At 62.5% G+C, this 22,849-nt stretch carries 13 protein-coding genes and 2 tRNA genes; 11 read left to right on the top strand and 4 right to left on the bottom strand.

What is annotated here, in order from left to right:
• Nucleotides 1–135: 135 nt before the first annotated feature.
• Together ABM562_RS00685 and ABM562_RS00680 are read right to left on the bottom strand one after the other, a co-directional pair.
• Nucleotides 136–222, bottom strand: a tRNA-Leu gene (locus ABM562_RS00685).
• 87 nt (nt 223–309) lie between these two features.
• Nucleotides 310–396, bottom strand: a tRNA-Leu gene (locus ABM562_RS00680).
• Nucleotides 397–662: 266 nt separating this feature from the next.
• Here ABM562_RS00680 and rnr point away from each other — a divergent pair.
• The 7 genes from rnr to dnaB all read left to right on the top strand — a co-directional run bounded on the left by rnr (nt 663) and on the right by dnaB (nt 7,883).
• On the top strand, nt 663–3,260 hold the full coding sequence (rnr, locus tag ABM562_RS00675; protein WP_115089090.1) for a ribonuclease R: 2,598 nt from the start codon (nt 663–665) through the stop codon (nt 3,258–3,260).
• A complete protein-coding gene (gene rlmB, locus ABM562_RS00670) occupies nt 3,257–4,009 on the top strand; it encodes a 23S rRNA (guanosine(2251)-2'-O)-methyltransferase RlmB (protein WP_115089088.1) in 753 nt (250 codons plus the stop codon). Before rnr ends, rlmB begins: the two co-directional genes overlap by 4 nt.
• A gap of 277 nt (nt 4,010–4,286) precedes the next feature.
• Entirely contained in the window at nt 4,287–4,712 is a 426-nt protein-coding gene (gene rpsF / locus ABM562_RS00665; RefSeq protein WP_115089086.1) for a 30S ribosomal protein S6, read from the top strand.
• A gap of 28 nt (nt 4,713–4,740) precedes the next feature.
• Entirely contained in the window at nt 4,741–4,971 is a 231-nt protein-coding gene (gene rpsR / locus ABM562_RS00660) for a 30S ribosomal protein S18 (RefSeq protein WP_009403887.1), read from the top strand.
• Nucleotides 4,972–5,007: 36 nt separating this feature from the next.
• Nucleotides 5,008–5,907, top strand: coding sequence for a hypothetical protein (locus ABM562_RS00655; RefSeq protein WP_115089084.1), 900 nt, complete (start codon nt 5,008–5,010; stop codon nt 5,905–5,907).
• Nucleotides 5,908–5,928: 21 nt separating this feature from the next.
• Nucleotides 5,929–6,375: a 50S ribosomal protein L9 gene (rplI, locus tag ABM562_RS00650; RefSeq protein ID WP_045196876.1), complete on the top strand. Its 447-nt coding sequence runs from the start codon at nt 5,929–5,931 to the stop codon at nt 6,373–6,375.
• Between the two features lie 110 nt (nt 6,376–6,485).
• Entirely contained in the window at nt 6,486–7,883 is a 1,398-nt protein-coding gene (gene dnaB / locus ABM562_RS00645) for a replicative DNA helicase (RefSeq protein ID WP_115089082.1), read from the top strand.
• 5 nt (nt 7,884–7,888) lie between these two features.
• On the opposite strand, the gene ABM562_RS00640 is transcribed toward dnaB, so the two are convergent.
• On the bottom strand, nt 7,889–12,418 hold the full coding sequence (locus ABM562_RS00640) for a hypothetical protein (RefSeq protein WP_460420465.1): 4,530 nt from the start codon (nt 12,416–12,418) through the stop codon (nt 7,889–7,891).
• Nucleotides 12,419–12,586: 168 nt separating this feature from the next.
• On the opposite strand from ABM562_RS00640, the gene ABM562_RS00635 reads away from it, so the two are divergent.
• From ABM562_RS00635 to ABM562_RS00620, 4 genes are all read left to right on the top strand, one after another.
• Nucleotides 12,587–14,890 carry a YgiQ family radical SAM protein gene (locus ABM562_RS00635; RefSeq protein ID WP_134064509.1) on the top strand — a complete coding sequence of 768 codons (2,304 nt, stop codon included), beginning with the start codon at nt 12,587–12,589 and terminating at the stop codon, nt 14,888–14,890.
• 200 nt (nt 14,891–15,090) lie between these two features.
• Nucleotides 15,091–18,375 carry a transglutaminase family protein gene (locus ABM562_RS00630; RefSeq protein ID WP_460420463.1) on the top strand — a complete coding sequence of 1,095 codons (3,285 nt, stop codon included), beginning with the start codon at nt 15,091–15,093 and terminating at the stop codon, nt 18,373–18,375.
• Nucleotides 18,376–18,414: 39 nt separating this feature from the next.
• Nucleotides 18,415–20,901, top strand: a complete 2,487-nt coding sequence (locus ABM562_RS00625; RefSeq protein ID WP_115089515.1) for a circularly permuted type 2 ATP-grasp protein — start codon at nt 18,415–18,417, stop codon at nt 20,899–20,901.
• Nucleotides 20,901–21,818 (top strand): transglutaminase family protein, encoded by a 918-nt coding sequence (locus ABM562_RS00620; RefSeq protein ID WP_115089073.1) that lies wholly within the window; start codon nt 20,901–20,903, stop codon nt 21,816–21,818. Before ABM562_RS00625 ends, ABM562_RS00620 begins: the two co-directional genes overlap by 1 nt.
• A 116-nt stretch (nt 21,819–21,934) precedes the next feature.
• Here ABM562_RS00620 and ABM562_RS00615 read toward each other — a convergent pair whose 3' ends face one another.
• Nucleotides 21,935–22,522, bottom strand: coding sequence for an LOG family protein (locus ABM562_RS00615; RefSeq protein ID WP_115089071.1), 588 nt, complete (start codon nt 22,520–22,522; stop codon nt 21,935–21,937).
• Between the last annotated feature and the right edge of the window lie 327 nt (nt 22,523–22,849).

Below are 22,849 nucleotides of genomic sequence, written 5' to 3'. Positions count from 1 at the left end.
GATAATCGATATTGCTTCTCAAATGCCCTTGTGAGGGAAAATTCATGAGCAGGCTATCGGTCGTTTCTGGATTGCAGGCGAGGAAAAGGGGAGGGCAGAAACGAAAAAACCCGCTTTCGCGGGTTTGATCTGAATTGGTGCCCAGAAGAAGACTCGAACTTCCACGACCGTAAGGTCACCAGCACCTGAAGCTGGCGTGTCTACCAATTTCACCATCTGGGCAAAATGAAGCGGTGTAGCTTGTAACGAAAACAGTGTAGCGTGTTGCAGTAAATCTCAGAAGCCGGAGGCGATTCTAAGATTTGAAATTGGTGCCCAGAAGAAGACTCGAACTTCCACGACCGTAAGGTCACCAGCACCTGAAGCTGGCGTGTCTACCAATTTCACCATCTGGGCATTTCGCTGAGGAACATGATGCTTCACATCGTGCTGCATCTCAACTATAACGACGGTGTCCGTCGTTGTGGTGCGCACTATACGGATGCCTCTGAGAGCTGTAAACCCCCGTTCTGAAAAAATCTTAAAAAATTCAAGTCGTTGTTCCTTATGATGGTTTTGGCAGCATCCAGGGGGCTCTGACAGGGCTGTCCAAGCCTGAAATTTCCGGTTTCAATACGCCTATGCCAAACTAACCCTTATATAGACAAGGTGAACCCCTCCTAATGGCCGATTGGCAGACCCTCGATCCCGAGGCCGCTCGTGAAGCGGAAAAATACGAAAACCCTATTCCTAGCCGTGAGCTGATCCTCCAGCGTCTGGACGAGCGCGGTTCGCCGGCAGCCCGTGAGCAGCTGGTCGAAGAGTTCGGCCTGACCACCGAAGACCAGATCGAAGCCCTGCGCCGCCGCCTGCGCGCGATGGAGCGTGACGGCCAGCTGATCTATACCCGGCGCGGCACTTATGCCCCGGTAGACAAGCTCGACCTGATCCTCGGCCGCATCGCCGGCCACCGCGACGGCTTCGGTTTCCTGATCCCGGATGACGGCAGCGACGACCTGTTCCTCAGCCCCGCGCAAATGCGCCTGGTGTTCGACGGCGACCGCGCCCTGGCCCGGGTTTCCGGCCTGGATCGCCGTGGCCGCCGCGAAGGCGTGGTGGTCGAAGTAATCTCCCGTGCCCACGAAAGCATCGTTGGCCGCTACTTCGAAGAAGGCGGTATCGGCTTTGTCACCCCCGACAACCCCAAGGTCCAGCAAGAAGTGCTGATCACCCCGGGTCGCAACGGCGGTGCCCGGGTCGGTCAGTTCGTCGAGGTCAAGATCACCCACTGGCCGACCCCGCGCTTCCAGCCTCAGGGCGACGTTACCGAAGTGATCGGCAACTACATGGCCCCGGGTATGGAAATCGACGTTGCCCTACGCAGCTACGATATTCCGCACGTCTGGCCAGAAGCCGTGATCAAGGAAGCGCGCAAGCTCAAGCCGGAAGTCGAAGATAAAGACAAAGAGCACCGCGTCGACCTGCGCCATCTGCCGTTCGTCACCATCGACGGTGAAGATGCCCGCGACTTCGACGATGCGGTGTACTGCGAGAGCCTGGGCAAATTGCGCCTGTTCTCCGGTGGCTGGCGCCTGTACGTGGCGATCGCCGACGTCTCCAGCTACGTGCGCCTGGGTTCTGCCCTGGATGCCGAAGCCCAGGTGCGCGGCAACTCGGTGTACTTCCCCGAGCGCGTGGTGCCGATGCTGCCCGAAGAGCTGTCCAACGGCCTGTGCTCGCTGAACCCGCACGTCGACCGCCTGGCGATGGTCTGTGAAATGACCATCAACAAGTCCGGGCAGATGGTCGATTACCAGTTCTACGAAGCGGTGATCCACTCCCATGCGCGCCTGACCTACAACAAGGTCAGCAGCATGCTCGAGCACGCCCGTACCCGCGAAGGCAAGGCACTGCGCGAGCAGTACAGCGAAGTGGTGCCGGACCTCAAGCAGCTCTATGCGCTGTACAAGGTGCTGCTGGCGGCCCGTCATACCCGTGGCGCGATCGACTTCGAAACCCAGGAAACCCGGATCATCTTCGGTGCCGAGCGCAAGATCGCCGAAATCCGGCCGACCGTGCGCAACGACGCGCACAAGCTGATCGAGGAATGCATGCTGGCGGCCAACGTGGCCACCGCCGAGTTCCTCAAGAAGCACGAAATCCCGGCCCTGTACCGTGTTCACGACGGTCCGCCACCGGAGCGTCTGGAAAAACTGCGCGCCTTCCTTGGCGAGCTGGGCCTGTCCCTGCACAAGGGCAAGGATGGTCCGTCGCCGAAGGATTACCAGGCGCTGCTGGCGAGCATCGCCGACCGCCCGGATTTCCACCTGATCCAGACCGTGATGCTGCGCTCCCTGAGCCAGGCGGTGTACAGCGCCGACAACAATGGCCACTTCGGTCTGAACTACGAGGCATACACCCACTTCACGTCGCCGATCCGTCGCTACCCGGACCTGCTGACCCACCGGGCCATCCGCAGCGTGATCCGTTCGCGCCAGGAAACCCCGCACGTCAAGCGTGCCGGTGCGATGAGCATCCCCAAGGCGCGCATCTACCCGTACGACGAGGCGACCCTGGAGCAGCTCGGCGAGCAATGCTCGATGAGCGAGCGGCGTGCCGACGAGGCCACCCGCGACGTGGTCAACTGGCTCAAGTGCGAGTACATGAAAGACCGCGTCGGCGAGAGCTTCCCAGGTGTGATCACCGCGGTGACCGGTTTTGGCCTGTTCGTCGAGCTGACCGACATCTACGTCGAAGGCATGGTCCATGTCAGCGCCTTGCCGGGCGACTACTACCACTTCGACCCTGTGCACCACCGCCTGGCCGGTGAGCGTACCGGTCGCAGCTTCCGCCTGGGCGATACCGTTGAAGTACGGGTAATGCGCGTTGACCTCGAGCAGCGCAAGATCGACTTCGAGATGGCCGAGAACACCCTGAAGGCGCCGATTGGTCGCAAGCAGCGAGGCGAGGGCGTGCGTCCGCAAGACGGCAAGCCGGTACCGGTGCTCGACAAGAAGGCTGAAGCGTCGCCCAAGGCTGCAGAGCCTGCGCGCCGGAGCAAGAAGAACGAAACCGCCGAAGCCTATTTCCCTTCCCATGCCGCGGCGAAAAACGCCGAAGTGCGCAAGAGCCGGGAAATGAAAAAGGCCTTGATGACCGACGCCAAGCACGCAGGCAGCAAGCCGGCGGCCAAGTCGGGCAAGTCGGAAAAACCGAGCAAGCACCGTAAAGGGCCGCCGAAAGCTGGCTCCGCGTCACGTAAACCCAAGGCCAAGTCATGAGTCAGTTGGAAAAGATCTACGGCGTACATGCCGTGGAAGCCCTGTTGCGTCATCACCCCAAGCGGGTCAAGCAGATCTGGTTGTCCGAAGGGCGCAGCGAACCGCGCCTGCAGCCGCTGCTTGAGCTTGCCGCGCAGAACCGCGTGGCGGTCGGCCAAGCCGAGCGTCGCGAGATGGATGCCTGGGTTGAGGGCGTGCACCAGGGCGTGGTGGCTGAAGTCAGCCCGAGCCAGGTCTGGGGCGAGGCAATGCTCGAAGAGCTGCTCGATCGCACCGAGGGCGCACCGCTGATTCTGGTGCTCGATGGCGTTACCGACCCGCACAACCTCGGCGCCTGCCTGCGCACCGCCGATGCGGCCGGTGCCCTGGCGGTGGTCGTGCCCAAGGACAAGTCGGCGACCCTGACCCCTGCGGTACGTAAAGTGGCCTGCGGCGCGGCCGAAGTCATCCCGCTGGTAGCGGTCACCAACCTGGCGCGGACCCTGGAGAAACTCCAGCAACGCGGCCTGTGGGTGGTCGGTACCGCTGGCGAGGCCGAGCAGGAGTTGTATCAGCAAGACCTGACCGGGCCGACCATCCTGATCATGGGCGCCGAGGGCAAGGGCATGCGCCGCTTGACCCGCGAGCACTGTGATTTTCTGGTCAAGCTGCCGATGGCCGGTAGCGTCAGCAGCCTCAACGTGTCGGTGGCGACAGGCGTGTGCCTGTTCGAGGCCGTTCGTCAGCGGCAGGCTAAAGCCAAGGGCTGATCTCTGCGGGGCTGCTTCGCAGCCCATCGCCGGCAAGGCCGGCTCCCACAGGTGTTGTGCCAGTCTGTGGGAGCCGGCCTTGCCGGCGATTGCAGCACCGCGGTGCTGCTCAATAATTCACCAATTACCTTGCTTGTCCCCCGGGGCTTCTCTACAATTGCGCCCCTTGCCATGTTGGCAGGCGTTCATGCGCCTTTTCCCAGGGCAAGACATACAAGTGTCATTCACTCCTTGTCTGACCACTCTGGTGGCAGACTACAACCCGTAAGGAGCATTCATGCGTCATTACGAAATCATCTTTCTGGTCCACCCTGACCAGAGCGAGCAAGTCGGCGGCATGGTTGAGCGTTACACCAAGCTGATCGAAGAAGACGGCGGCAAAATCCACCGTCTGGAAGATTGGGGCCGTCGTCAACTGGCCTACGCAATCAACAATGTTCACAAGGCTCACTACGTGATGCTGAACGTTGAGTGCACCGGCAAGGCCCTGGCCGAGCTGGAAGACAACTTCCGCTACAACGATGCCGTGATCCGTAACCTGGTCATCCGTCGCGACGAAGCCGTTACCGGCCAGTCCGAGATGCTCAAGGCTGAAGAAAACCGCAGTGAGCGCCGTGAGCGTCGCGACCGTCCTGAGCATGCTGATGGCGCCGAAGGCGACGACAGCAATGACAGCGACAACAGCGATAACGCTGACGAGTAATCCACGGACCTTTTGAGGAGCCTATTACATGGCACGTTTCTTCCGTCGTCGTAAATTCTGCCGCTTCACTGCTGAAGACGTGAAAGAGATCGATTACAAAGATCTCAACACCCTGAAAGCTTACGTATCCGAAACCGGCAAAATCGTTCCAAGCCGTATCACCGGTACCAAAGCTCGTTATCAGCGTCAGCTGGCTACCGCTATCAAGCGCGCCCGCTTCCTGGCCCTGCTGCCCTACACCGACAGCCACGGCCGCTGAGACCGGGTCGTCGACAAGTAGCAAAGGATAAAATGCATGCGCGCCTTGGCTGATTTCATCATGCGCGGTCGCGTGCAGGCCACCCTCGTGGTGGTGGGTTGTGCGGCATTGCCGCTGTTGTTCTGGTTAAGTGCCGCCGCCGGGAGCCTGGTGTTCCTGCGGCGCGGTTTCAAGGATGCCTCCGGTGTCCTCGCCTGGGCTTTGTTGCCGGCGATGGCCTGGTGGTTCTTCGGCGAGCCGCGCACCTTGATGGTGTTGCTGGGTACGCTGGGTCTGGCTGCGCTGTTGCGCGCCGGGCAGTCCTGGAACCGGGTGCTGTTGTTCAGCATCGGCATGGGCCTGGTGTATGGGGTTGTACTGGGTTCGGTGTTCCGCGAACCGATTGAAGCTCTGGCTGGAGCGCTTGAAAAAGCCCTGCCGCAGATGCTCGACGGTCTCTACCAACAGTTATCGGTAGAGGAGCGGGCCCGCCTTGGTGGCCTGATTGCGCCAGTGCTCGTTGGCCTGATAGCGGCGTTGTTGCAAGCCGTCAGTGTGCTGGCCCTGATGTTGGGTCGTTACTGGCAGGCGTCGTTGTATAACCCGGGTGGTTTTGGTCGCGAGTTTCAAGCGGTCAGGCTCCCCCTGGTGCCGGCGCTGGTACTGTTGGTGCTCATGCTGGTGGGGCCGAACTTCGGTCCTGAACTGGCGATGTTGACGCCACTGTGCAGCGTACCGCTGATGTTTGCAGGGCTTGCCCTGATGCATGGGCTGGTGGCGCAAGGTCGATTGGCCAAATTCTGGCTGGTCGGGTTGTACGTGACGCTGGTGCTGTTCATGCAGCTGACTTATCCGTTGCTCGTGGTCCTGGCCATTGTCGACAGCCTGATTGATTTTCGCGGTCGCAAGGTACCCCCCAAAGGTGCCGATAACGATTCCGCGAACGGTGAAGGTTAAAAGTTAAGAGGTTATTACCAAATGGAACTGATCCTGCTGGAAAAAGTCGCCAACCTGGGCAACCTGGGCGACAAGGTAAATGTTAAGGCCGGTTACGGTCGTAACTTCCTGCTGCCATTCGGCAAAGCCACCGCTGCTACCGCTGCCAACCTGGCTGCGTTCGAAGAGCGTCGTGCTGAGCTGGAAAAACTGGCTGCAGAGAAAAAAGCTTCGGCTGAAACCCGCGCTGCCCAACTGGCCGAGCTGGAAGTGACCATCACTGCCACCGCCGGTGACGAAGGCAAGCTGTTCGGTTCGATCGGCACCCACGACATCGCTGACGCCCTGACCGCCTCCGGCGTTGAAGTGGCCAAAGCTGAAGTTCGTCTGCCGAACGGCACCATCCGTAACGTCGGCGAATACGACGTTGCCGTGCACCTGCACAGCGACGTTGAAGCCACCGTTCGCGTGGTTGTTGTCGCAGCCTAAGCTGTACCGATCGGCTGGCACCTTGGGTGTCAGCCGGTTAACATCGGGCACGATCCTGCTTTGCAGGTCGTGCCCTTTGTCTTTTTCATCACCCTGATTCCTGCGTGGCCATGAACGAGATAACCGCCCCCGAGCAATATGATCTGCAAACCGCTGCCCTGAAGGTGCCGCCGCATTCCATCGAGGCCGAACAGGCCGTGCTCGGTGGCTTGATGCTGGACAACAACGCCTGGGAGCGGGTGCTTGATCAAGTCTCCGATGGCGACTTCTACCGGCATGACCACCGCCTGATCTTCCGCGCCATCCACAAGCTCGCCGACCAGAACGCCCCGTTCGACGTGGTGACACTGCACGAGCAACTGGACAAGGAAGGGCTGAGCTCGCAAATCGGCGGCCTCGGCTACCTCGGCGAGCTGGCCAAGAACACCCCGTCGGTGGCCAACATCAAGGCCTATGCGGGTATCATCCGCGAGCGGGCGACCCTGCGCCAGCTGATCAGCATCAGCAACGAGATCGCCGACAGCGCCTTCAACCCCCAAGGGCGCAATGCCGCGGAGATCCTCGATGAAGCCGAACGGCAGATCTTCCAGATCGCCGAAGCACGGCCGAAAACCGGCGGCCCGGTGGGCGTCAACGACCTGCTGACCAAGGCCATCGACCGTATCGACACGCTGTTCAACACCGACAGCGCGATCACCGGCCTGTCCACCGGCTACACCGACCTTGACGAGAAGACCAGCGGCCTGCAGCCAGCCGACCTGATCATCGTCGCCGGCCGTCCATCGATGGGTAAGACCACCTTCGCCATGAACCTGGTGGAAAACGCGGTACTGCGCAGCGACAAGGCGGTACTGGTGTACTCCCTGGAGATGCCAGGCGAATCGCTGATCATGCGTATGCTGTCCTCGCTCGGCCGCATCGACCAGACCAAAGTACGTTCCGGCCAGCTGGAAGACGACGACTGGCCGCGCCTGACCTCGGCGGTCAACCTGCTCAACGACCGCAAGCTGTTCATCGACGATACCGCCGGCATCAGCCCGTCGGAAATGCGCGCGCGGACCCGCCGCCTGGTGCGCGAGCACGGCGAAGTCGGCCTGATCATGATCGATTACCTGCAACTGATGCAGATCCCGGGCTCCAGCGGCGACAACCGCACCAACGAGATTTCCGAGATTTCCCGCTCGCTCAAGGCCCTGGCCAAAGAGTTCAACTGCCCGGTAGTGGCCCTGTCGCAGCTCAACCGCTCCCTCGAGCAGCGGCCGAACAAGCGCCCGGTGAACTCCGACTTGCGTGAATCCGGTGCAATCGAGCAGGACGCCGACGTGATCATGTTCGTTTACCGGGATGAGGTGTACCACCCGGAGACCGAGCACAAAGGCATTGCCGAAATCATCATCGGCAAGCAGCGGAACGGCCCGATCGGCTTTATCCGCCTGGCCTTCATCGGCAAGTACACCCGCTTCGAAAACCTCGCGCCGGGCAGTTACAACTTCGACGACGACGAGTAATCCGCTCAGCCATCACTGGCGGCCCTGAACAGTTCACGCGCCGCTTGAGGGCTAAAAGCGGCACGCCAGATCGGCACATGGGCTTGCCCTTCACGCTCGGCCTGAGCCTGTGATGCCGCGCCCAGGCGGCTTTGTGCCAAGGTCTTCAAGTGCGCGCCCTTGAGCTGGAACTGGTCCAGGGCAGTCGTTGTCGCATCGTAGTGAAAATGCGCCTCCCAAAGCGTTGAGCGACTGCCTTGGGCGTCGCGGATCTGGTAAATGTCGAGGAAGTACTTGTTCCGCCCTTTACCGCGTGGCGCTCGCATCAGTGTCTTGTGCACGCTCACTTGCCGGTGCTCGATCAGGTACAGCAGACGATTGATGTCGAGTGTTTCCGGTGATTTGTACAGCATCAGGCGCAATGCCTCGCCATGCTGGCGCAAGCGCTGGGCGGCGCCGTGCAGGCGATCGAGCAGGGAACTTTGTTCAGCCGCCGTGCTTGATGACTCAATGCCTTGTGCCAACACCTCCAGAGCCCCGGCGTGACGTTCAAGGGCTTCGACGATGTTGGTCGGGTTTTGTTTTTTCGCGGCATCCTGGCGTGCGCTGTCCAGTTGCTGCTCGACGTTGCCCAGTAACGTATTGGCCTGGGACAGTTGCGTTGCCAGCGACGCAGCGCCGCCAACCTGGCGTTCAGTGGCAAGCGGCTGCCAGTAGCCGGCCACTGGGTTGACATAGCGTTGCACCCGGGGGCCGGAAACGATGCCAGGGCTGATGATATCGACCACCTCCCGACCCTGCTCGTCGGTGTGTGCTTCCCCCACCTTAAATGCCGTAGTGCCCTGCTGCCTGACTTTGATCACCCGCTTGCGTGGCCCGGCGACAGGCTGCTGCAGCGACAGGGCGGGCAGAAAATCAGTGTCCAGGGCCTGCGAGTCAAGGCTCAACAGGGTATTGCTGGTCAGGTCTTGGTACATCGACTCAAGTCGCTGTTGTATCTGCTGCACCAGGTTGACCAGCGCCTGGTCGATGTCGCGCAGATGGGCTTTATCCAGCATGGCAGCGGTGTCCTGCATGGATTTGAGCCCTTGCTGGTGGTTGTCGAATTGGCGTTGCAGGTCATCGAGCAGTGACAGCTGATAGTGTTCCGGGAGGCTGTCCAGGTCGGTATAGGTGCTCAGGGCGTCGTGCAGTTGCACCAGGCGCAGCGCCGCCTCGGTATTGAGCTGGATCGGGGCTTGCGGGTCCGGGGTGTCGCTGATAACCAGCAAGTCCATCTTGAACAGGATCACCGCCGCTTGGTGCATCAGCACAGTCGCGGGGAAATGTTCCCTGGCCCGGGCGAGATAGGCGTCGGTGCGAGGGCCGGGAAAGCTGCTGGTGAGGGCTTTGATATAGGCCGCGTGCTTGTCGAGGAAGGGGCGCTTTTCGTCCAGGTGCTGGAGGATACGCCGGTGTTGCAGGCGATAGCGGCCATGCTCGCCCTGATGGGGGTCGGCCAGCAACTCCCCGGTTTCACTGGTGAAGGCGAGGTCCTGGCTGAGCATGATCTTTTCCAGGCAGTGAAGGCGATATTCGTGCATCTCTCGTTGCTGACTCAGTGTCTGCGGCTCGCCCAGGGTTTCAAGCAGGTCGATCTTCGTCGAAATGTATTTGATGGTTTTCCAGTAGGTCAGGACCAGGGCAGAGATGGCTTGTAGCTGTGCGTCTGAGCCACTAATCGTGGCGTTGACCCGGGCAGTCGCTTGCGTCATCTGGCCGGCGGTCGTCAGCAGTGCCTGGTTGACTTCAAGGAGTTGCTGGCGAGTGTTGTATTGCTGCTGAAATTGGACAGCACGCTCGGCTGTGGCGGCTGCACGGTTCTGCTCCTGCATTTGCGCCAGACGCCCGCCTCGGCGGGGCATGCCGGCGGCGCCAGGAACCTGGGCGTAGTACCAGTGCTGGCGATACAGCACAATCGCAGGGCTATCGGCGCGTGGACCATCTGCCAGTCGCCATACCCGCCATTCTGGAGTTGATGCCGAGGCCTCAGGCACTATCGGGTATGCGGCTCCCTCGATCATGGCGTAGGTCGTTCCCTGGTAACGATGAATGCCGCTCCCAGGCGGGCTGGCAGTACCGGCCAATGGATGGGCGCTAACCCTCAAACGTCCGGCTGAGACCGCCTGCAGCGGCGGCTCGGCCAGCAGTGCCGGCAGCAGGTCGCGGTTGCGCAGCGCGATGTCGAGCAGATGTTCGCGCAACATGGCAACGCTATTGTCTTTGGCTAACGGGTTGTGTGGGTGCTCGTGCAAGGCCTGCAGTAACCCAACACCTGGCATGTCCTGGAAGTGATAGCGGCTACCGGTGCGGGTCAGGCTCAGGTAGCCCGTGGCGTCGGGTGAACCGAAGTGTTGAACGGGCACTGCGGGGGTGAAACCTGTGCCTGGCGGGGCTTGAAGGTTCTCTTCGATGCGGATGCCTAATGTAGCTGGCCACTCAGGGCGGGTGGCGAGCAACTGGCAGCACAGAGCTTCGACATCCCGGTCGGGGCCAGCCCGTTCATCGTCCAGTTTGCACAGTGCCAACAGGCTGCGGCTTTCCTGCGCAAGCCCGAGCAAGGTCGAAATGGGGCCGGGTTCGATGAGACTGTCCGTTGCTAGCCGCATCAGCTCGGGGTGGCGGCGCAGCGCTTCGCGCGCGGCCGCAACAGACAAACCGGGGAAGCGCAGGGGCAGGGCGGCAATGGCCGGGTTGCCCTCTGCGTTGGCCGATGGTTGCGCTTCAATCACGCAGCGCAGTTGCCAAGGCAGGTCCGCCCCCGCGCTCCATGCCGCCTCCAGCTGTTCGCGCGTTACACCGCACAGCCGCACTACGGAGGTAGCGGACCTGGTAGGGAGCTGAGGCTGCAGGTGTTCCAGCAACCTGGCGTCGCTCCAGTTTCGCGAATCCAGCTGCTGCGCTATTCGTGCCTCAATTGCCGGTGCACGGCCAAGGGCTGCCACCAGGTGCCTTGAGCGGCGAGCCGAGAGCCGTGCGCCGAGGCCCTGAAGCCTGGCGCTGATGATCAGGTCGGCGATATCGGCCGCGGCCTGGACTGCTTCGTTGATGCGACCGGACAGCAGTGCGTTGGCTGCTGAAATCGACTGAAAACCAAGGCTGGCGAAGGTGGCGGTGAGCATGGCGCGGTTGAGGCCGGTAACGCCGCCGGGAACCGAGAGTGTCAGCAACTCCAGCACCTCGCTGACCACGAACAGTGCGCCTCTCTGGAAGGTGTCGAAATCCACGCTGTTGTTGCTGATCGCCATCAGCGCCAGGTCGGCGGCAATCCCGTGCTGCTGTTCCTGGGCGATAACCTGGAGCAGTGATTGCGATTTCCACGGGCTGTTCGGGTTCTCGACGACATCGAGCAGGGCGGTGGAGGGCTGGTTGGCAAAGGTGTCGTACAGCCATTTGGCCAACGTATTGAGCTGGTTGCGGTCAACGTTGTCAGGCTTGAGCAGTGCCGAGAGCTTTTGTTGTAGCGCAAGCGGCAGCCATTGATAGAGCCAATGCAATGCGCTGGTGTTTTGGCCCTCGTGGATCTGCTGGCGTAGCGAGTCCACAGCGTCGACGGCCGAGGCGTGAGAGCGCCAGGCGCCGTCCGGGCGTTCGGGAAAATAGCTGAAAATCCCATCGCCCAACTTGACCACGAAAAACGGCAGCGGAATCAAGTTACCCATCAGGGTCTGGCTCATGCGTTGGCTGGCCACTGAGTCCAGTGCCTGTTTCAGTGGCCTGAACAACGGCTGAGACCCGGCCAGCCCGAGCAGATGTTCGATGACCCCGTCCGGCAACTTCAGGCTGAAGTATTTCCACTGCAGGGCCCCCGGTCGCTCGCAGGCCGTTTGCAAGCTGGCCAGTTGCTCACGGTTGAACTCGTGGTCTTCGGTGCTGCGATAGGCTTCCAGCAGGGCAAATTGCAACAGGGCACGCTGATAGTCGTTGACCGCTGGTGCGCTCAGGGCGGGCAGCTTTTGCTGCAAGTCGTCTTGCAAGCGCTTGCCCAGGTTCAGATTGCGCACGACATCGACGAAGGTGCTCACCGGGATCAGCGAATGACGCCCGCCAGGCTCGCGGGTGTTGATGCTACTGGCCTTGAGGAAGTCCTGCCCTGAGCCGCTTTGCAGCGCAATGTTAAAGCCAAAATTGTCCTGGGCTGCCTGCCAGAGACTGCGAGTCTGCAGGTGTTCGACTTCCTGGTGGGGGAACTCGTGCTGAACCTCCAGCGAGTAGGTATGCAGGTAGGTGCTCAGAGGGTCCAGCGCCTGGCCGGACGCCAGGGCCAGTTGTTGGCGCAGGTCATTCAGAGCCTGGTGCTCGAAAGCACTGCGAAACTGGTGCAGGGCGTCACTCAGACGCTGGCGCAGTTGCGGGCCGAGACGGGCCAGTAGCAGGTAGCGGCGCTGCTCATGTTCATCCAGGGTGTGCAAACTCTGCTTCAGATGCTCTTCGATCAGCTCCAGAGTCAGGCGATCTGACCAGCGTTGCAGGTCGTTGGTTGCCAGTGGGACCTGGTCGACAATTGAGGGGGGCATGGTGTGCGTCTCCATTGGTGGAAAACGCAGATCAGAGCGCGGCGCTGGCGGCGACGGGCGGTAAATAATTGTCGGGGGCGGATTCCGACCACCACCGTCGGATTTGGTCAATTTTTGTGCTATATTCCGCGCCCGCGATTTTTCATCGATTAGCCACCGGTCACTGACATGCAAGCAGCCAAACCACTTTTCGACTATCCCAAATACTGGGCCGAATGCTTCGGGCCAGCACCGTTCCTGCCGATGAGCAGGGAGGAGATGGATCAGCTCGGCTGGGATTCCTGCGACATCATCATCGTGACCGGTGATGCCTACGTCGACCATCCGTCGTTCGGCATGGCCATTATCGGCCGCCTGCTGGAAGCCCAGGGTTTTCGCGTGGGCATCATTGCCCAGCCGAACTGGCAGTCCAAAGACGACTTCATGAAGCTCGGCGAGCCGAACCTGTTCTTCGGCGTCGCGGCCGGCAACATGGACTCGATGATCAACCGCTACACCGCCGACAAGAAGATCCGCTCCGACGACGCCTATACCCCGGGCGGTCTGGCCGGCAAGCGTCCGGATCGCGCCAGCCTGGTGTACAGCCAGCGCTGCAAGGAAGCCTACAAGCATGTGCCAATCGTCCTTGGCGGCATTGAAGCTTCTCTGCGCCGTATCGCTCACTATGACTACTGGCAGGACAAGGTCCGTCATTCGATCCTGATCGACGCCTGCGCCGACATCCTGCTGTACGGCAACGCCGAGCGGGCCATCGTCGAAGTGGCCCAGCGCCTGTCTTTTGGCCAGAAGATTGAAGACATTACCGACATCCGCGGTACTGCTTTCATTCGCCGTGACACGCCGCAAGGCTGGTACGAGGTCGACTCGACCCGTATCGACCGTCCGGGCAAGATCGACAAGATCATCAACCCGTACGTCAACACCCAGGACACCCAGGCCTGCGCCATCGAGCAGGAGAAGGGCGAGGTCGAGGACCCGAACGAAGCCAAGGTTGTGCAGATTCTCGCCAGCCCGCGCATGACCCGTGACAAGACGGTCATCCGCCTGCCGTCGTTCGAGAAGGTCCGTGGTGATGCCGTGCTCTATGCCCACGCCAACCGCGTGTTGCACCTGGAGACCAACCCGGGCAACGCCCGTGCCCTGGTGCAGAAGCATGGCGAAGTGGACGTGTGGTTCAACCCGCCACCCATTCCGATGACCACCGAAGAAATGGACTACGTGTTCGGCATGCCCTATGCGCGCATCCCGCACCCGGCGTACGGCAAGGAGAAAATTCCGGCCTACGACATGATCCGTTTCTCGGTGAACATCATGCGCGGCTGCTTCGGTGGTTGTACCTTCTGCTCGATCACCGAGCACGAAGGGCGCATCATCCAGAACCGTTCGCACGAGTCGATCATTCGCGAAATCGAAGAGATCCGCGACAAGGTGCCGGGCTTTACCGGCGTCATCTCCGACCTTGGCGGCCCGACCGCGAACATGTACCGCATTGCCTGCAAGAGCCCCGAGATCGAATCGGCGTGCCGCAAGCCATCGTGCGTGTTCCCGGGCATCTGCCCGAACCTGAACACCGACCACTCGGCACTGATCAAGCTGTACCGCAGCGCCCGTGACCTGCCGGGAGTGAAGAAGATCCTCATCGCTTCGGGTCTGCGTTACGACCTGGCGGTGGAATCGCCGGAGTACGTCAAGGAACTGGTGACCCACCACGTCGGCGGTTACCTGAAGATTGCCCCGGAGCACACCGAGGAAGGCCCGCTGAATCAGATGATGAAGCCGGGCATCGGTAGCTATGACCGCTTCAAGCGCATGTTCGAGAAGTATTCGAAAGAGGCGGGCAAGGAGCAGTACCTGATCCCGTACTTCATCGCCGCGCACCCGGGCACTACCGACGAAGACATGATGAACCTGGCCTTGTGGCTCAAGGGCAACGGTTTCCGCGCCGACCAGGTGCAGGCGTTCTACCCCTCGCCAATGGCGTCGGCCACGGCCATGTACCACTCGGGCAAGAACCCGCTGCGCAAGGTCACCTACAAGAGCGACCCGGTGACCATCGTCAAGAGCGAGCAACAGCGTCGCCTGCACAAGGCGTTCTTGCGTTACCACGATCCGAAGGGCTGGCCGATGCTGCGTGAAGCCCTGGAACGCATGGGCCGTGCCGACTTGATCGGCCCGGGCAAGCACCAGTTGATCCCGCTGCACCAGCCGGCGACCGACAGCTACCAGAGTGCCCGGCGCAAGAACTCGACCCCGGCCGGCAGCCACAAGGTGGCCAAGGAACAGAAGATCCTCACCCAGCACAACGGCTTGCCGCCGCGTGCCAGCGACGGTTCCAAGCCGTGGGACAAGCGCGAACAGGCCAAGGCTGCGGCGTTTGCCCGCAACCAGGAAGCGGCCAAGGCGCGCAAGGATGCCGCCAAGGGCGGCAAGGGCAAGAAAAAGCCCGCCCGCCAGCCGGCGCTGCCGCGCTAACTGAAACGCCAGCCTTCGGGCTGGCGTTTTTGTTTGTGTCGCTGGCAAAGCCTCAAATCTGTGCAAGGCTTGCACGGCGGCCTCGCTACGGTGCGCTTTTGCTGCGACCGTAGGGGCTGCATGCAGGGAATCGCAGGCCTGGGCCCATGGCACAAGTCTTGCGCGGTTCCGCTACCGCCCAGGCTCGCAGGAGGCCCGCCGTGTCGATTCATGTCGCCTTGCACCATGTCACCGAGTACCGCTACGACCGTGCAGTTGAACTGGGCCCGCAAATCGTTCGCCTGCGCCCGGCCGCCCACAGCCGTACACGGATCCTCTCCTACGCGCTGAAGGTGCAGCCGGGTGGGCATTTCATTAATTGGCAGCAGGACCCACAGGGCAATTACCTGGCGCGCCTGGTGTTCCCGGAGAAAACCGACAGCCTGCGGGTGGAAGTCGACCTGGTCGCCGAGATGGCGGTGTTCAACCCGTTCGACTTCTTCCTCGAACCCTACGCCGAGCAGATGCCCTTCAGTTATGGCCGTGACGAACGCCACGAACTGCTGCCCTACCTGGAGCAACTGCCGCTGACGCCGAAGTTCGCCACCTACCTGGACAGCATCGAGCGTACGCCGCAAGCCAGCGTCGATTTCCTAGTTGCCCTGAACCAGCGCCTGAGCGAAGACATCAGTTACCTGATCCGCCTCGAACCTGGTGTGCAAACCCCGGAGCAAACCCTGGAACTGGGCTCCGGCTCTTGCCGTGATTCGGCCTGGCTGCTGGTGCAGTTGCTGCGTCACCTGGGCCTGGCGGCGCGGTTTGTCTCCGGCTATCTGATTCAACTGACCGCCGACATCAAGTCGCTGGACGGGCCGGCGGGTACCGAAGAAGATTTCACCGACCTGCATGCCTGGTGCGAGGTGTACCTGCCCGGCGCCGGCTGGATCGGCCTGGATGCCACCTCAGGGCTGTTTGCCGGCGAAGGTCATATCCCATTGGCCTGTAGCCCCGATCCGACTTCAGCGGCGCCGATCAGCGGCTTGGTCGAGCCCTGCGAATGCACCTTTGAACATGAAATGAGCGTCGAGCGCCTGTGGGAATCACCACGGGTGACGCTGCCCTACAGCGATGAGCAATGGCAGGCCATCGTCGCCCTCGGGCGCCAGGTGGATAGCGATCTGAAAGCGGCGGATGTGCGCCTGACCATGGGCGGCGAGCCGACCTTCGTTGCCATCGACGACCCTGACGGCGCCGAGTGGAACACGGCAGCGTTGGGCGCGAACAAGCGGCGCCTCGCTGGCGAGCTGTTCCAGCGTCTGTACAAGCATTACGCGCCCAGCGCCCTGGTGCATTTCGGTCAGGGCAAGTGGTACCCGGGTGAGCAGTTGCCGCGCTGGTCGCTCAACTGCTTCTGGCGGCGTGACGGTGTGCCGCTGTGGAGCAACCCGGCGTTGATTGCCGACGAACAGGAAGACCTTGGCGCCGACAGCGACTTGGCCGGGCGCTTCCTGGCCAGCGTTGCCGAGCGTTTGAAGTTGCCGCCGCGCTATGTCTTCGCCGCCTACGAGGACCAGCTCTATTACCTGTGGCGCGAGGGCGGCCTGCCGTCCAATGTGCGCGTCGACGATGCACGGCTGGACGACGAGATGGAGCGCGCTCGATTGCGCAAAGTGTTCAGCCAGGGCCTGGACAAGGTCATCGGCCAGGTTCTGCCGTTGGCCCGCAGTGCCGACGAAGAGCGCTGGCAAAGCGGGCGCTGGTACTTGCGCGATGAGCATTGCCGGTTGGTGCCTGGCGATTCACCACTGGGTTACCGCCTGCCGCTGGCCGCGCAGCCCTGGGTCAAGGCCGCTGAATACCCCTATGTGCATCCGACCGACCCGAACCAGGTGCTGGGCGATTTGCCCGCCGGTGATGCGTTGGCCCGGGCGAGCGCTGGGCATGCAGTGGACGAAAAGGAACGCACAGCCCCCGAGATCGATGCCTCGGCCGACTGGCTGACCCGAACGGCCCTGTGCGCCGAACCGCGTGAAGGTCGCCTGTACCTGTTCATGCCGCCGTTATCACGGCTGGAGGATTACCTGGAGCTGGTCACGGCGATCGAAGCCACCGCCGCCGAGCTGCATTGCCCGGTCATCCTCGAAGGCTACGAACCGCCGGCCGACCCGCGCCTGGCCAACTTCAAGGTCACGCCGGATCCCGGTGTCATTGAGGTCAACGTGCAGCCTTCGGCCAGTTGGGACGAGTTGGTGGAGCGCACCGAGTTCCTCTACGAACAGGCGCGCCTGAGCCGCCTGAGCAGCGAAAAATTCATGATCGACGGTCGCCACACCGGTACCGGCGGCGGCAACCATTTTGTGCTCGGCGGCGCGACTCCGGCCGACTCGCCGTTCCTGCGCCGGCCCGATCTGCTACGCAGCCTGATCAGCTATTGGCACAACCATCCATCGCTGTCCTACCTGTTTTCCGGCCTGTTCATCGGTCCGACTTCCCAGGCGCCGCGGGTGGATGAAGCGCGTAACGACGCTCTCTATGAACTGGAAATTGCCTTCGCGCAGATGCCCGATGTCGGTGAGGACTGCCCGCCCTGGCTGGTCGACCGGCTACTGCGTAACCTGCTGATCGACGTCACCGGCAATACCCACCGCGCCGAGTTCTGCATCGACAAGCTGTACTCCCCGGATGGTCCGGCCGGGCGCCTGGGGTTGCTGGAACTGCGCGCCTTCGAGATGCCGCCTCATGCGCGCATGAGCCTGGTCCAGCAGCTTTTGCTGCGCGCCTTGGTCGCGCGTTTCTGGCGTGAACCCTATGCGCCCAAGCGCCTGGCCCGCTGGGGGACCGAGCTGCACGACCGCTTCATGCTGCCGCACTTTATCGAGCAGGACTTCGCTGATGTACTGGTCGAGCTCAATGCCGCAGGCTACCCGCTGCGTGCCGAGTGGTTCGCCGCGCACCTGGAGTTTCGCTTTCCCAAGGTCGGCGACTATGCCGTCAACGGTATCGAGCTGGAGCTGCGCCAGGCCCTGGAGCCCTGGCATGTACTGGGCGAGGAGGGCAGTGGCGGTGCCACCGTACGTTATGTCGATTCGTCGCTGGAACGCCTGCAGGTCAAGGTCAGCGGCATGCCGCCGGAGCGTTATCAGCTGACTTGTAATGGCCGGGCGCTACCCTTGCAGCCAACCGGGCGGGTCGGTGAGTTTGTCGCCGCCGTGCGTTATCGCGCCTGGCAGCCGGCCAATTGTTTGCAGCCGACCATCGCGGTGCATGCGCCGCTGGTGTTCGACCTGCTCGACACCTGGATGGGCCGGTCGCTGGGCGGCTGCCAATACCATGTCGCCCATCCGGGCGGGCGCAATTACCAGACCCTGCCGGTCAATGCCAACGAAGCCCAGAGCCGGCGTCAGGCGCGCTTTTTCCGCCTTGGGCATAGCCCGGGCGTAGTGGACGTACCTGTGCTGCAGGTAAACCCGGAACTACCCTTTACCCTGGATTTGCGCCGCAGCTGAGCGTTACTCTGAACTGACTTGTGGCCTTCGAGCATTGCCATGCCTGACCTGTTTGATGCTTACCCGCTGAGTGCGGGGACCTATCACGAGATGCTCGAAAGCCAAGGCGCGGTGCGTGAGCATTGGCAGCCCTTGTGTGCCTACCTGCAGCGCAGCGGGCCGGCGCAACTGGCCCAGCGCCAGGCCTCGTTGACCCGCCAGTTACGCGAGAACGGCGTCACTTACAATGTCTATGCCGACCCCAAGGGTGCCGACCGGCCGTGGGAGCTGGACCTGTTGCCGCACCTGCTGCCCGCCGCCGAATGGCAGCAGCTGGCGGCGGGTGTTGAACAGCGCGCACGATTGCTCAATGCGGTGCTGGCCGATATCTACGGGCCGCAACAGTTGATCCGTGAAGGCCTGCTGCCGGCCGAACTGGTCTATGGCCATAACAATTTTCTCTGGCCCTGCCAGGGTATCGCTCCACCTGAAGGGACCTATCTGCATGTCTATGCGGTGGACCTTGCCCGCGCCCCGGACGGTCGCTGGTGGGTCACTGCCGACCGTACCCAGGCGCCGTCGGGCGCAGGTTTCGCGCTGGAGAACCGCACCATCGTCTCGCGAGCCCTGCCCGAGCTGTACCGCGACCTGCAGGTGCAGCACCTGGCTGGTTTTTTCCGTACCCTGCAACAGACCCTGGCGCGGCTGGCGCCCAGTGCCAAGGACGCGCCGCTGGTGGTGTTGCTGACCCCGGGGCGCTTCAACGAGAGCTATTTCGAGCACCTGTACCTGGCCCGGCAACTGGGTTATCCACTGGTCGAGGGCAGCGACCTGACCGTGCGCGATGCCACGGTGTACCTCAAGACCTTGAGCGGCCTGCGCCGGGTGCACGCGATCATGCGGCGTCTGGACGATGATTTCTGCGACCCACTGGAGCTGCGCACCGATTCGGCCCTGGGCGTGCCCGGTTTGCTTGATGCCGTGCGCCAGGGCCGGGTACTGGTGGCCAATGCGCTGGGCAGCGGCGTGCTCGAGTCGCCAGGGCTGCTCGGCTTTTTACCGGCGATCAACCAGCGCCTGTTCGCTGAAGACCTGAGCCTGCCGTCCATCGCCACCTGGTGGTGCGGTGAGCCACCGGTGATGGCGCGGGCGCTGGAGCAGTTGCCCAAGCTGTTGGTCAAGCCGGCGTTCCCCTCGCAGAGCTTCAGCCCGGTATTCGGTCGTGATCTCGACCCGGCCCAGCGCCAGGCCCTGGCCGCTCGCATCCAGGCCCGGCCGTACGCCTACGTGGCCCAGGAGCTGGCACAACTGTCCCAGGCGCCGGTATGGCAGGCCGAGAAGGGCCAGTTGCAGCCGCGGGCCATCGGCATGCGCGTGTACGCCGTGGCCTCGGCCGAGGGTTATCGGGTACTGCCCGGTGGCCTGACCCGGGTTGCCGCCCAGGCCGATGCCGAAGTGGTGTCGATGCAGCGCGGTGGTGCCAGCAAGGACACCTGGGTGCTTGGCGACGCTGTGCCAGCGGGCGAGCAATGGCGGACCCAGCGCAGCATCGGCGTGGCCGAGCTGATCCGCCAGGACCCTTATCTGCCGTCACGGGTAGTGGAGAACCTGTACTGGTTCGGGCGTTACTGCGAGCGCTGCGATGCCAGTGCGCGTTTGCTGCGGATCATTCTCACCCGTTACCTGGACGGCGACGACCCGCTGGCCTTGCAGGCCGCGGTGGAACTGGCCGATGAGTTGTCGTTGTTGCCGGAGGAGGGCGAATTGCCCGAGCGCCTGCGTGCGGCGCTGGATGATGCCGACTGGGCCTTCAGCCTGCGCGCCAACTTGCAGCGCCTGCAATGGGCGGCCTCCCAGGTGCGCGGCAAGCTCTCGCGGGAGAACTGGCAGGCGCTGGTCGAGCTGCAGCGTGAGGCGCAATGCCTGGAGGATGCCGAGGCGGATTTCGGTGAGCGGGTGGATTTTCTCAACCGCCTGGTGATGTCGCTGGCGGCACTGTCGGGTTTTGCCCTCGACGACATGACCCGCGACGAGGGCTGGCGTTTCTTGATGATCGGTCGACGCATCGAGCGCCTGCAGTCGCTGTGCAGCAGCCTGGCGGCGTTTCTGCGCGGGCCGGCGGTGTACGACCAGGCCGGGCTCGAATGGTTGCTGGAGCTGGGCAACAGCAGCATCACCTATCGTTCGCGCTATCTGGCCGTCGCGCAGTTGATCCCGGTGCTCGATTTGCTCCTGCTCGATGAACAGAACCCCCATGCCGTGCTGTTTCAGCTCAAGCTGCTGGTGCGCGCCAATCAGCGCTTGAGCGAGGAGTTCGACAGCCCCTGCGATCCGGCCCTGGCCCTGCTGGCCGAGCAGTTGCGTCACTTCGACCTGCGCAGCCTGGAAGATCCCTTGTTCGGCAGCGCCAGCGTGCAGGCAGTGCTGTCCGGCCTTGCCGATCTGCTGCAAGCGGTCGCCCTCGCCAGTGGCGAGATCTCCGAGCGCCTGGCCTTGCGCCATTTCGCTCACGTCGATGATGTCAGCCAACAGACGGTGTCACTGTGATGAGTGCGCACTACCAGATCATTCACGACACCCATTACCGCTACGACAGCCCGGTGTCCCTGGCCCAGCAGCTGGCGCACCTGTGGCCACGGCCTTGCGCCTGGCAACGCTGCACGGCCCAGGCCCTGCAGGTCAGCCCGCAGCCAACCCAGCGGCGTGATGAGTGGGATGTATTCGGCAACCCGCTGACCCGCCTGGCCTTCGAGCGCCAGCATGAGCAATTGCGGGTGGTGGCGCGCTTGCAGGTTGAAGTGCTGGAGCGGGACGCGCCGGACTTTGCCGCCTCGCCCGCCTGGGAGCGGGTGCGCGATGCCCTGACCTATGCCAGTCAGCCGTTGGTGGCGGAGTTTTTCGAAGCCTGTCGCTACCGTTTTGAGTCGCCTTATGTGCGTCTCAAGCAGCGCTTCGTTGTTTTCAGCGAATCCTGTTTCGAACCCGGGCGGGCGTTGCTGGAAGGCGTGCAGGCGTTGATGGAGAAGATCTTCAGCGAATTCACCTTCGACGCCGACGCCACCCAGGTCGCCACGCCACTGGTAGAGGTGCTGGAGCGCCGTCGCGGGGTGTGCCAGGATTTTGCCCACCTGATGCTCGCCTGCCTGCGTTCGCGTGGTCTGGCTGCGCGTTATGTCAGCGGCTACCTGTTGACCCGACCGCCACCTGGTCAGCCTCGGCTGATTGGCGCCGATGCCTCGCATGCGTGGGTTTCGGTGTTCTGCCCGGGGCAGGGCTGGATTGATTTCGACCCCACCAACAACCTGCGGCCGGCGCTGGAGCACATCACCCTGGCCTGGGGCCGGGATTTTTCCGATGTGTCGCCGTTGCGCGGGGTGATCCTTGGAGGCGGCAGCCATGACCCGGAGGTGCAGGTCACGGTGATGCCGCTGGATGAAGCTGCTGCTTTGCAGGAGCGGGCTTGACCCGCGATGAAGCCATGTCGCCTGGATAGCGACCGCTTCGCGCTCGATCGCGGGCAAGTCCCGCTCCCACAGGATCTGCGCGGTGTGGGAGCTGGCTTGCCAGCGATGAGGCCGGGTCAATCAGGCTTCTTGTCGACCCACTTGGGTAGCACGGGGGCTTCGAAGCTGTCCATGGCGTCGAGCAACTCGGCCGGTGAGTCGGCCAGTTGCAGCATGGCGCGGTGTTGCGGGCGCACGAAGCCTTCTTCCACCACATGGTCAAGGAAGCTGCCCAGCTTGCTGTAGAAGCCGTTGACGTCGAGCAGGCCCAGCGGCTTGGCGTGGTAGCCCAACTGGCCCCAGGTCCAGACTTCGAACAGTTCTTCCAGGGTGCCCAGGCCACCTGGCAAGGCGACGAAGGCGTCGCTCAGCTCGGCCATGCGCGCTTTGCGCGCGTGCATGCCGTCGACCACTTCCAGGCGGGTCAGGCCGGTGTGGCCAATCTCGGCGTTTTTCAGCGCCTCGGGAATGATGCCGATCACCTCGCCACCCGCAGCCATGGCCGCATCGGCAACGATACCCATCAGGCCCACGGCGCCACCGCCGTAGACCAGGGTCAGGCCGCGCGCGGCGATGGCCTGGCCGAGGGCGATGGCCGCCTCGCGGTAGGCTGGGTTGACGCCGGTGCTGGCGCCACAGAACACACAAACGGAACGTACGGGCATTGCTTCTCTCCGGTTACAAGCGCACACAGAGTAAGGCGCTGGCCGCTCGCTTCCAAGCCCGCAGCATTCATTCTGGCCGGGCAAACTCGCACGACGCGCCCGCAGCACCGCAGGCGTAGGCGGCCAGGAGGCCGTTGAGGAAAGTACCAAAGGACATGATCATTTACTCCTAAATGAGAGGTTGTCTCATCCTCCCTCAAAGGTGCATGATGGGCACTTAGATTTCCTGTATACAATCCATAGAACAAATTTACTGCCTGGCTCTTCGGCCAGCGCTTGACCCACATCATGGGCCGGCCTTGCGGTTTCAGGCAGTCTTCAAACTGA

Source organism: Pseudomonas sp. ZL2 (assembly GCF_054788455.1).
Note: the sequence above shows the minus strand (reverse complement) of the source record. Positions and strands in the feature narration are given on the sequence as shown.

Bases quoted from the DNA above. Each gene is read 5' to 3' on its own strand.
- rnr (WP_115089090.1), top strand. From the start codon at position 663: ATGGCCGATTGGCAGACCCTCGATCCCGAGGCCGCTCGTGAAGCGGAA.
- rlmB (WP_115089088.1), top strand. From the start codon at position 3,257: ATGAGTCAGTTGGAAAAGATCTACGGCGTACATGCCGTGGAAGCCCTG.
- rpsF (WP_115089086.1), top strand. From the start codon at position 4,287: ATGCGTCATTACGAAATCATCTTTCTGGTCCACCCTGACCAGAGCGAG.
- rpsR (WP_009403887.1), top strand. From the start codon at position 4,741: ATGGCACGTTTCTTCCGTCGTCGTAAATTCTGCCGCTTCACTGCTGAA.
- ABM562_RS00655 (WP_115089084.1), top strand. From the start codon at position 5,008: ATGCGCGCCTTGGCTGATTTCATCATGCGCGGTCGCGTGCAGGCCACC.
- rplI (WP_045196876.1), top strand. From the start codon at position 5,929: ATGGAACTGATCCTGCTGGAAAAAGTCGCCAACCTGGGCAACCTGGGC.
- dnaB (WP_115089082.1), top strand. From the start codon at position 6,486: ATGAACGAGATAACCGCCCCCGAGCAATATGATCTGCAAACCGCTGCC.
- ABM562_RS00640 (WP_460420465.1), bottom strand. From the start codon at position 12,418: ATGCCCCCCTCAATTGTCGACCAGGTCCCACTGGCAACCAACGACCTG.
- ABM562_RS00635 (WP_134064509.1), top strand. From the start codon at position 12,587: ATGCAAGCAGCCAAACCACTTTTCGACTATCCCAAATACTGGGCCGAA.
- ABM562_RS00625 (WP_115089515.1), top strand. From the start codon at position 18,415: ATGCCTGACCTGTTTGATGCTTACCCGCTGAGTGCGGGGACCTATCAC.
- ABM562_RS00620 (WP_115089073.1), top strand. From the start codon at position 20,901: ATGAGTGCGCACTACCAGATCATTCACGACACCCATTACCGCTACGAC.
- ABM562_RS00615 (WP_115089071.1), bottom strand. From the start codon at position 22,522: ATGCCCGTACGTTCCGTTTGTGTGTTCTGTGGCGCCAGCACCGGCGTC.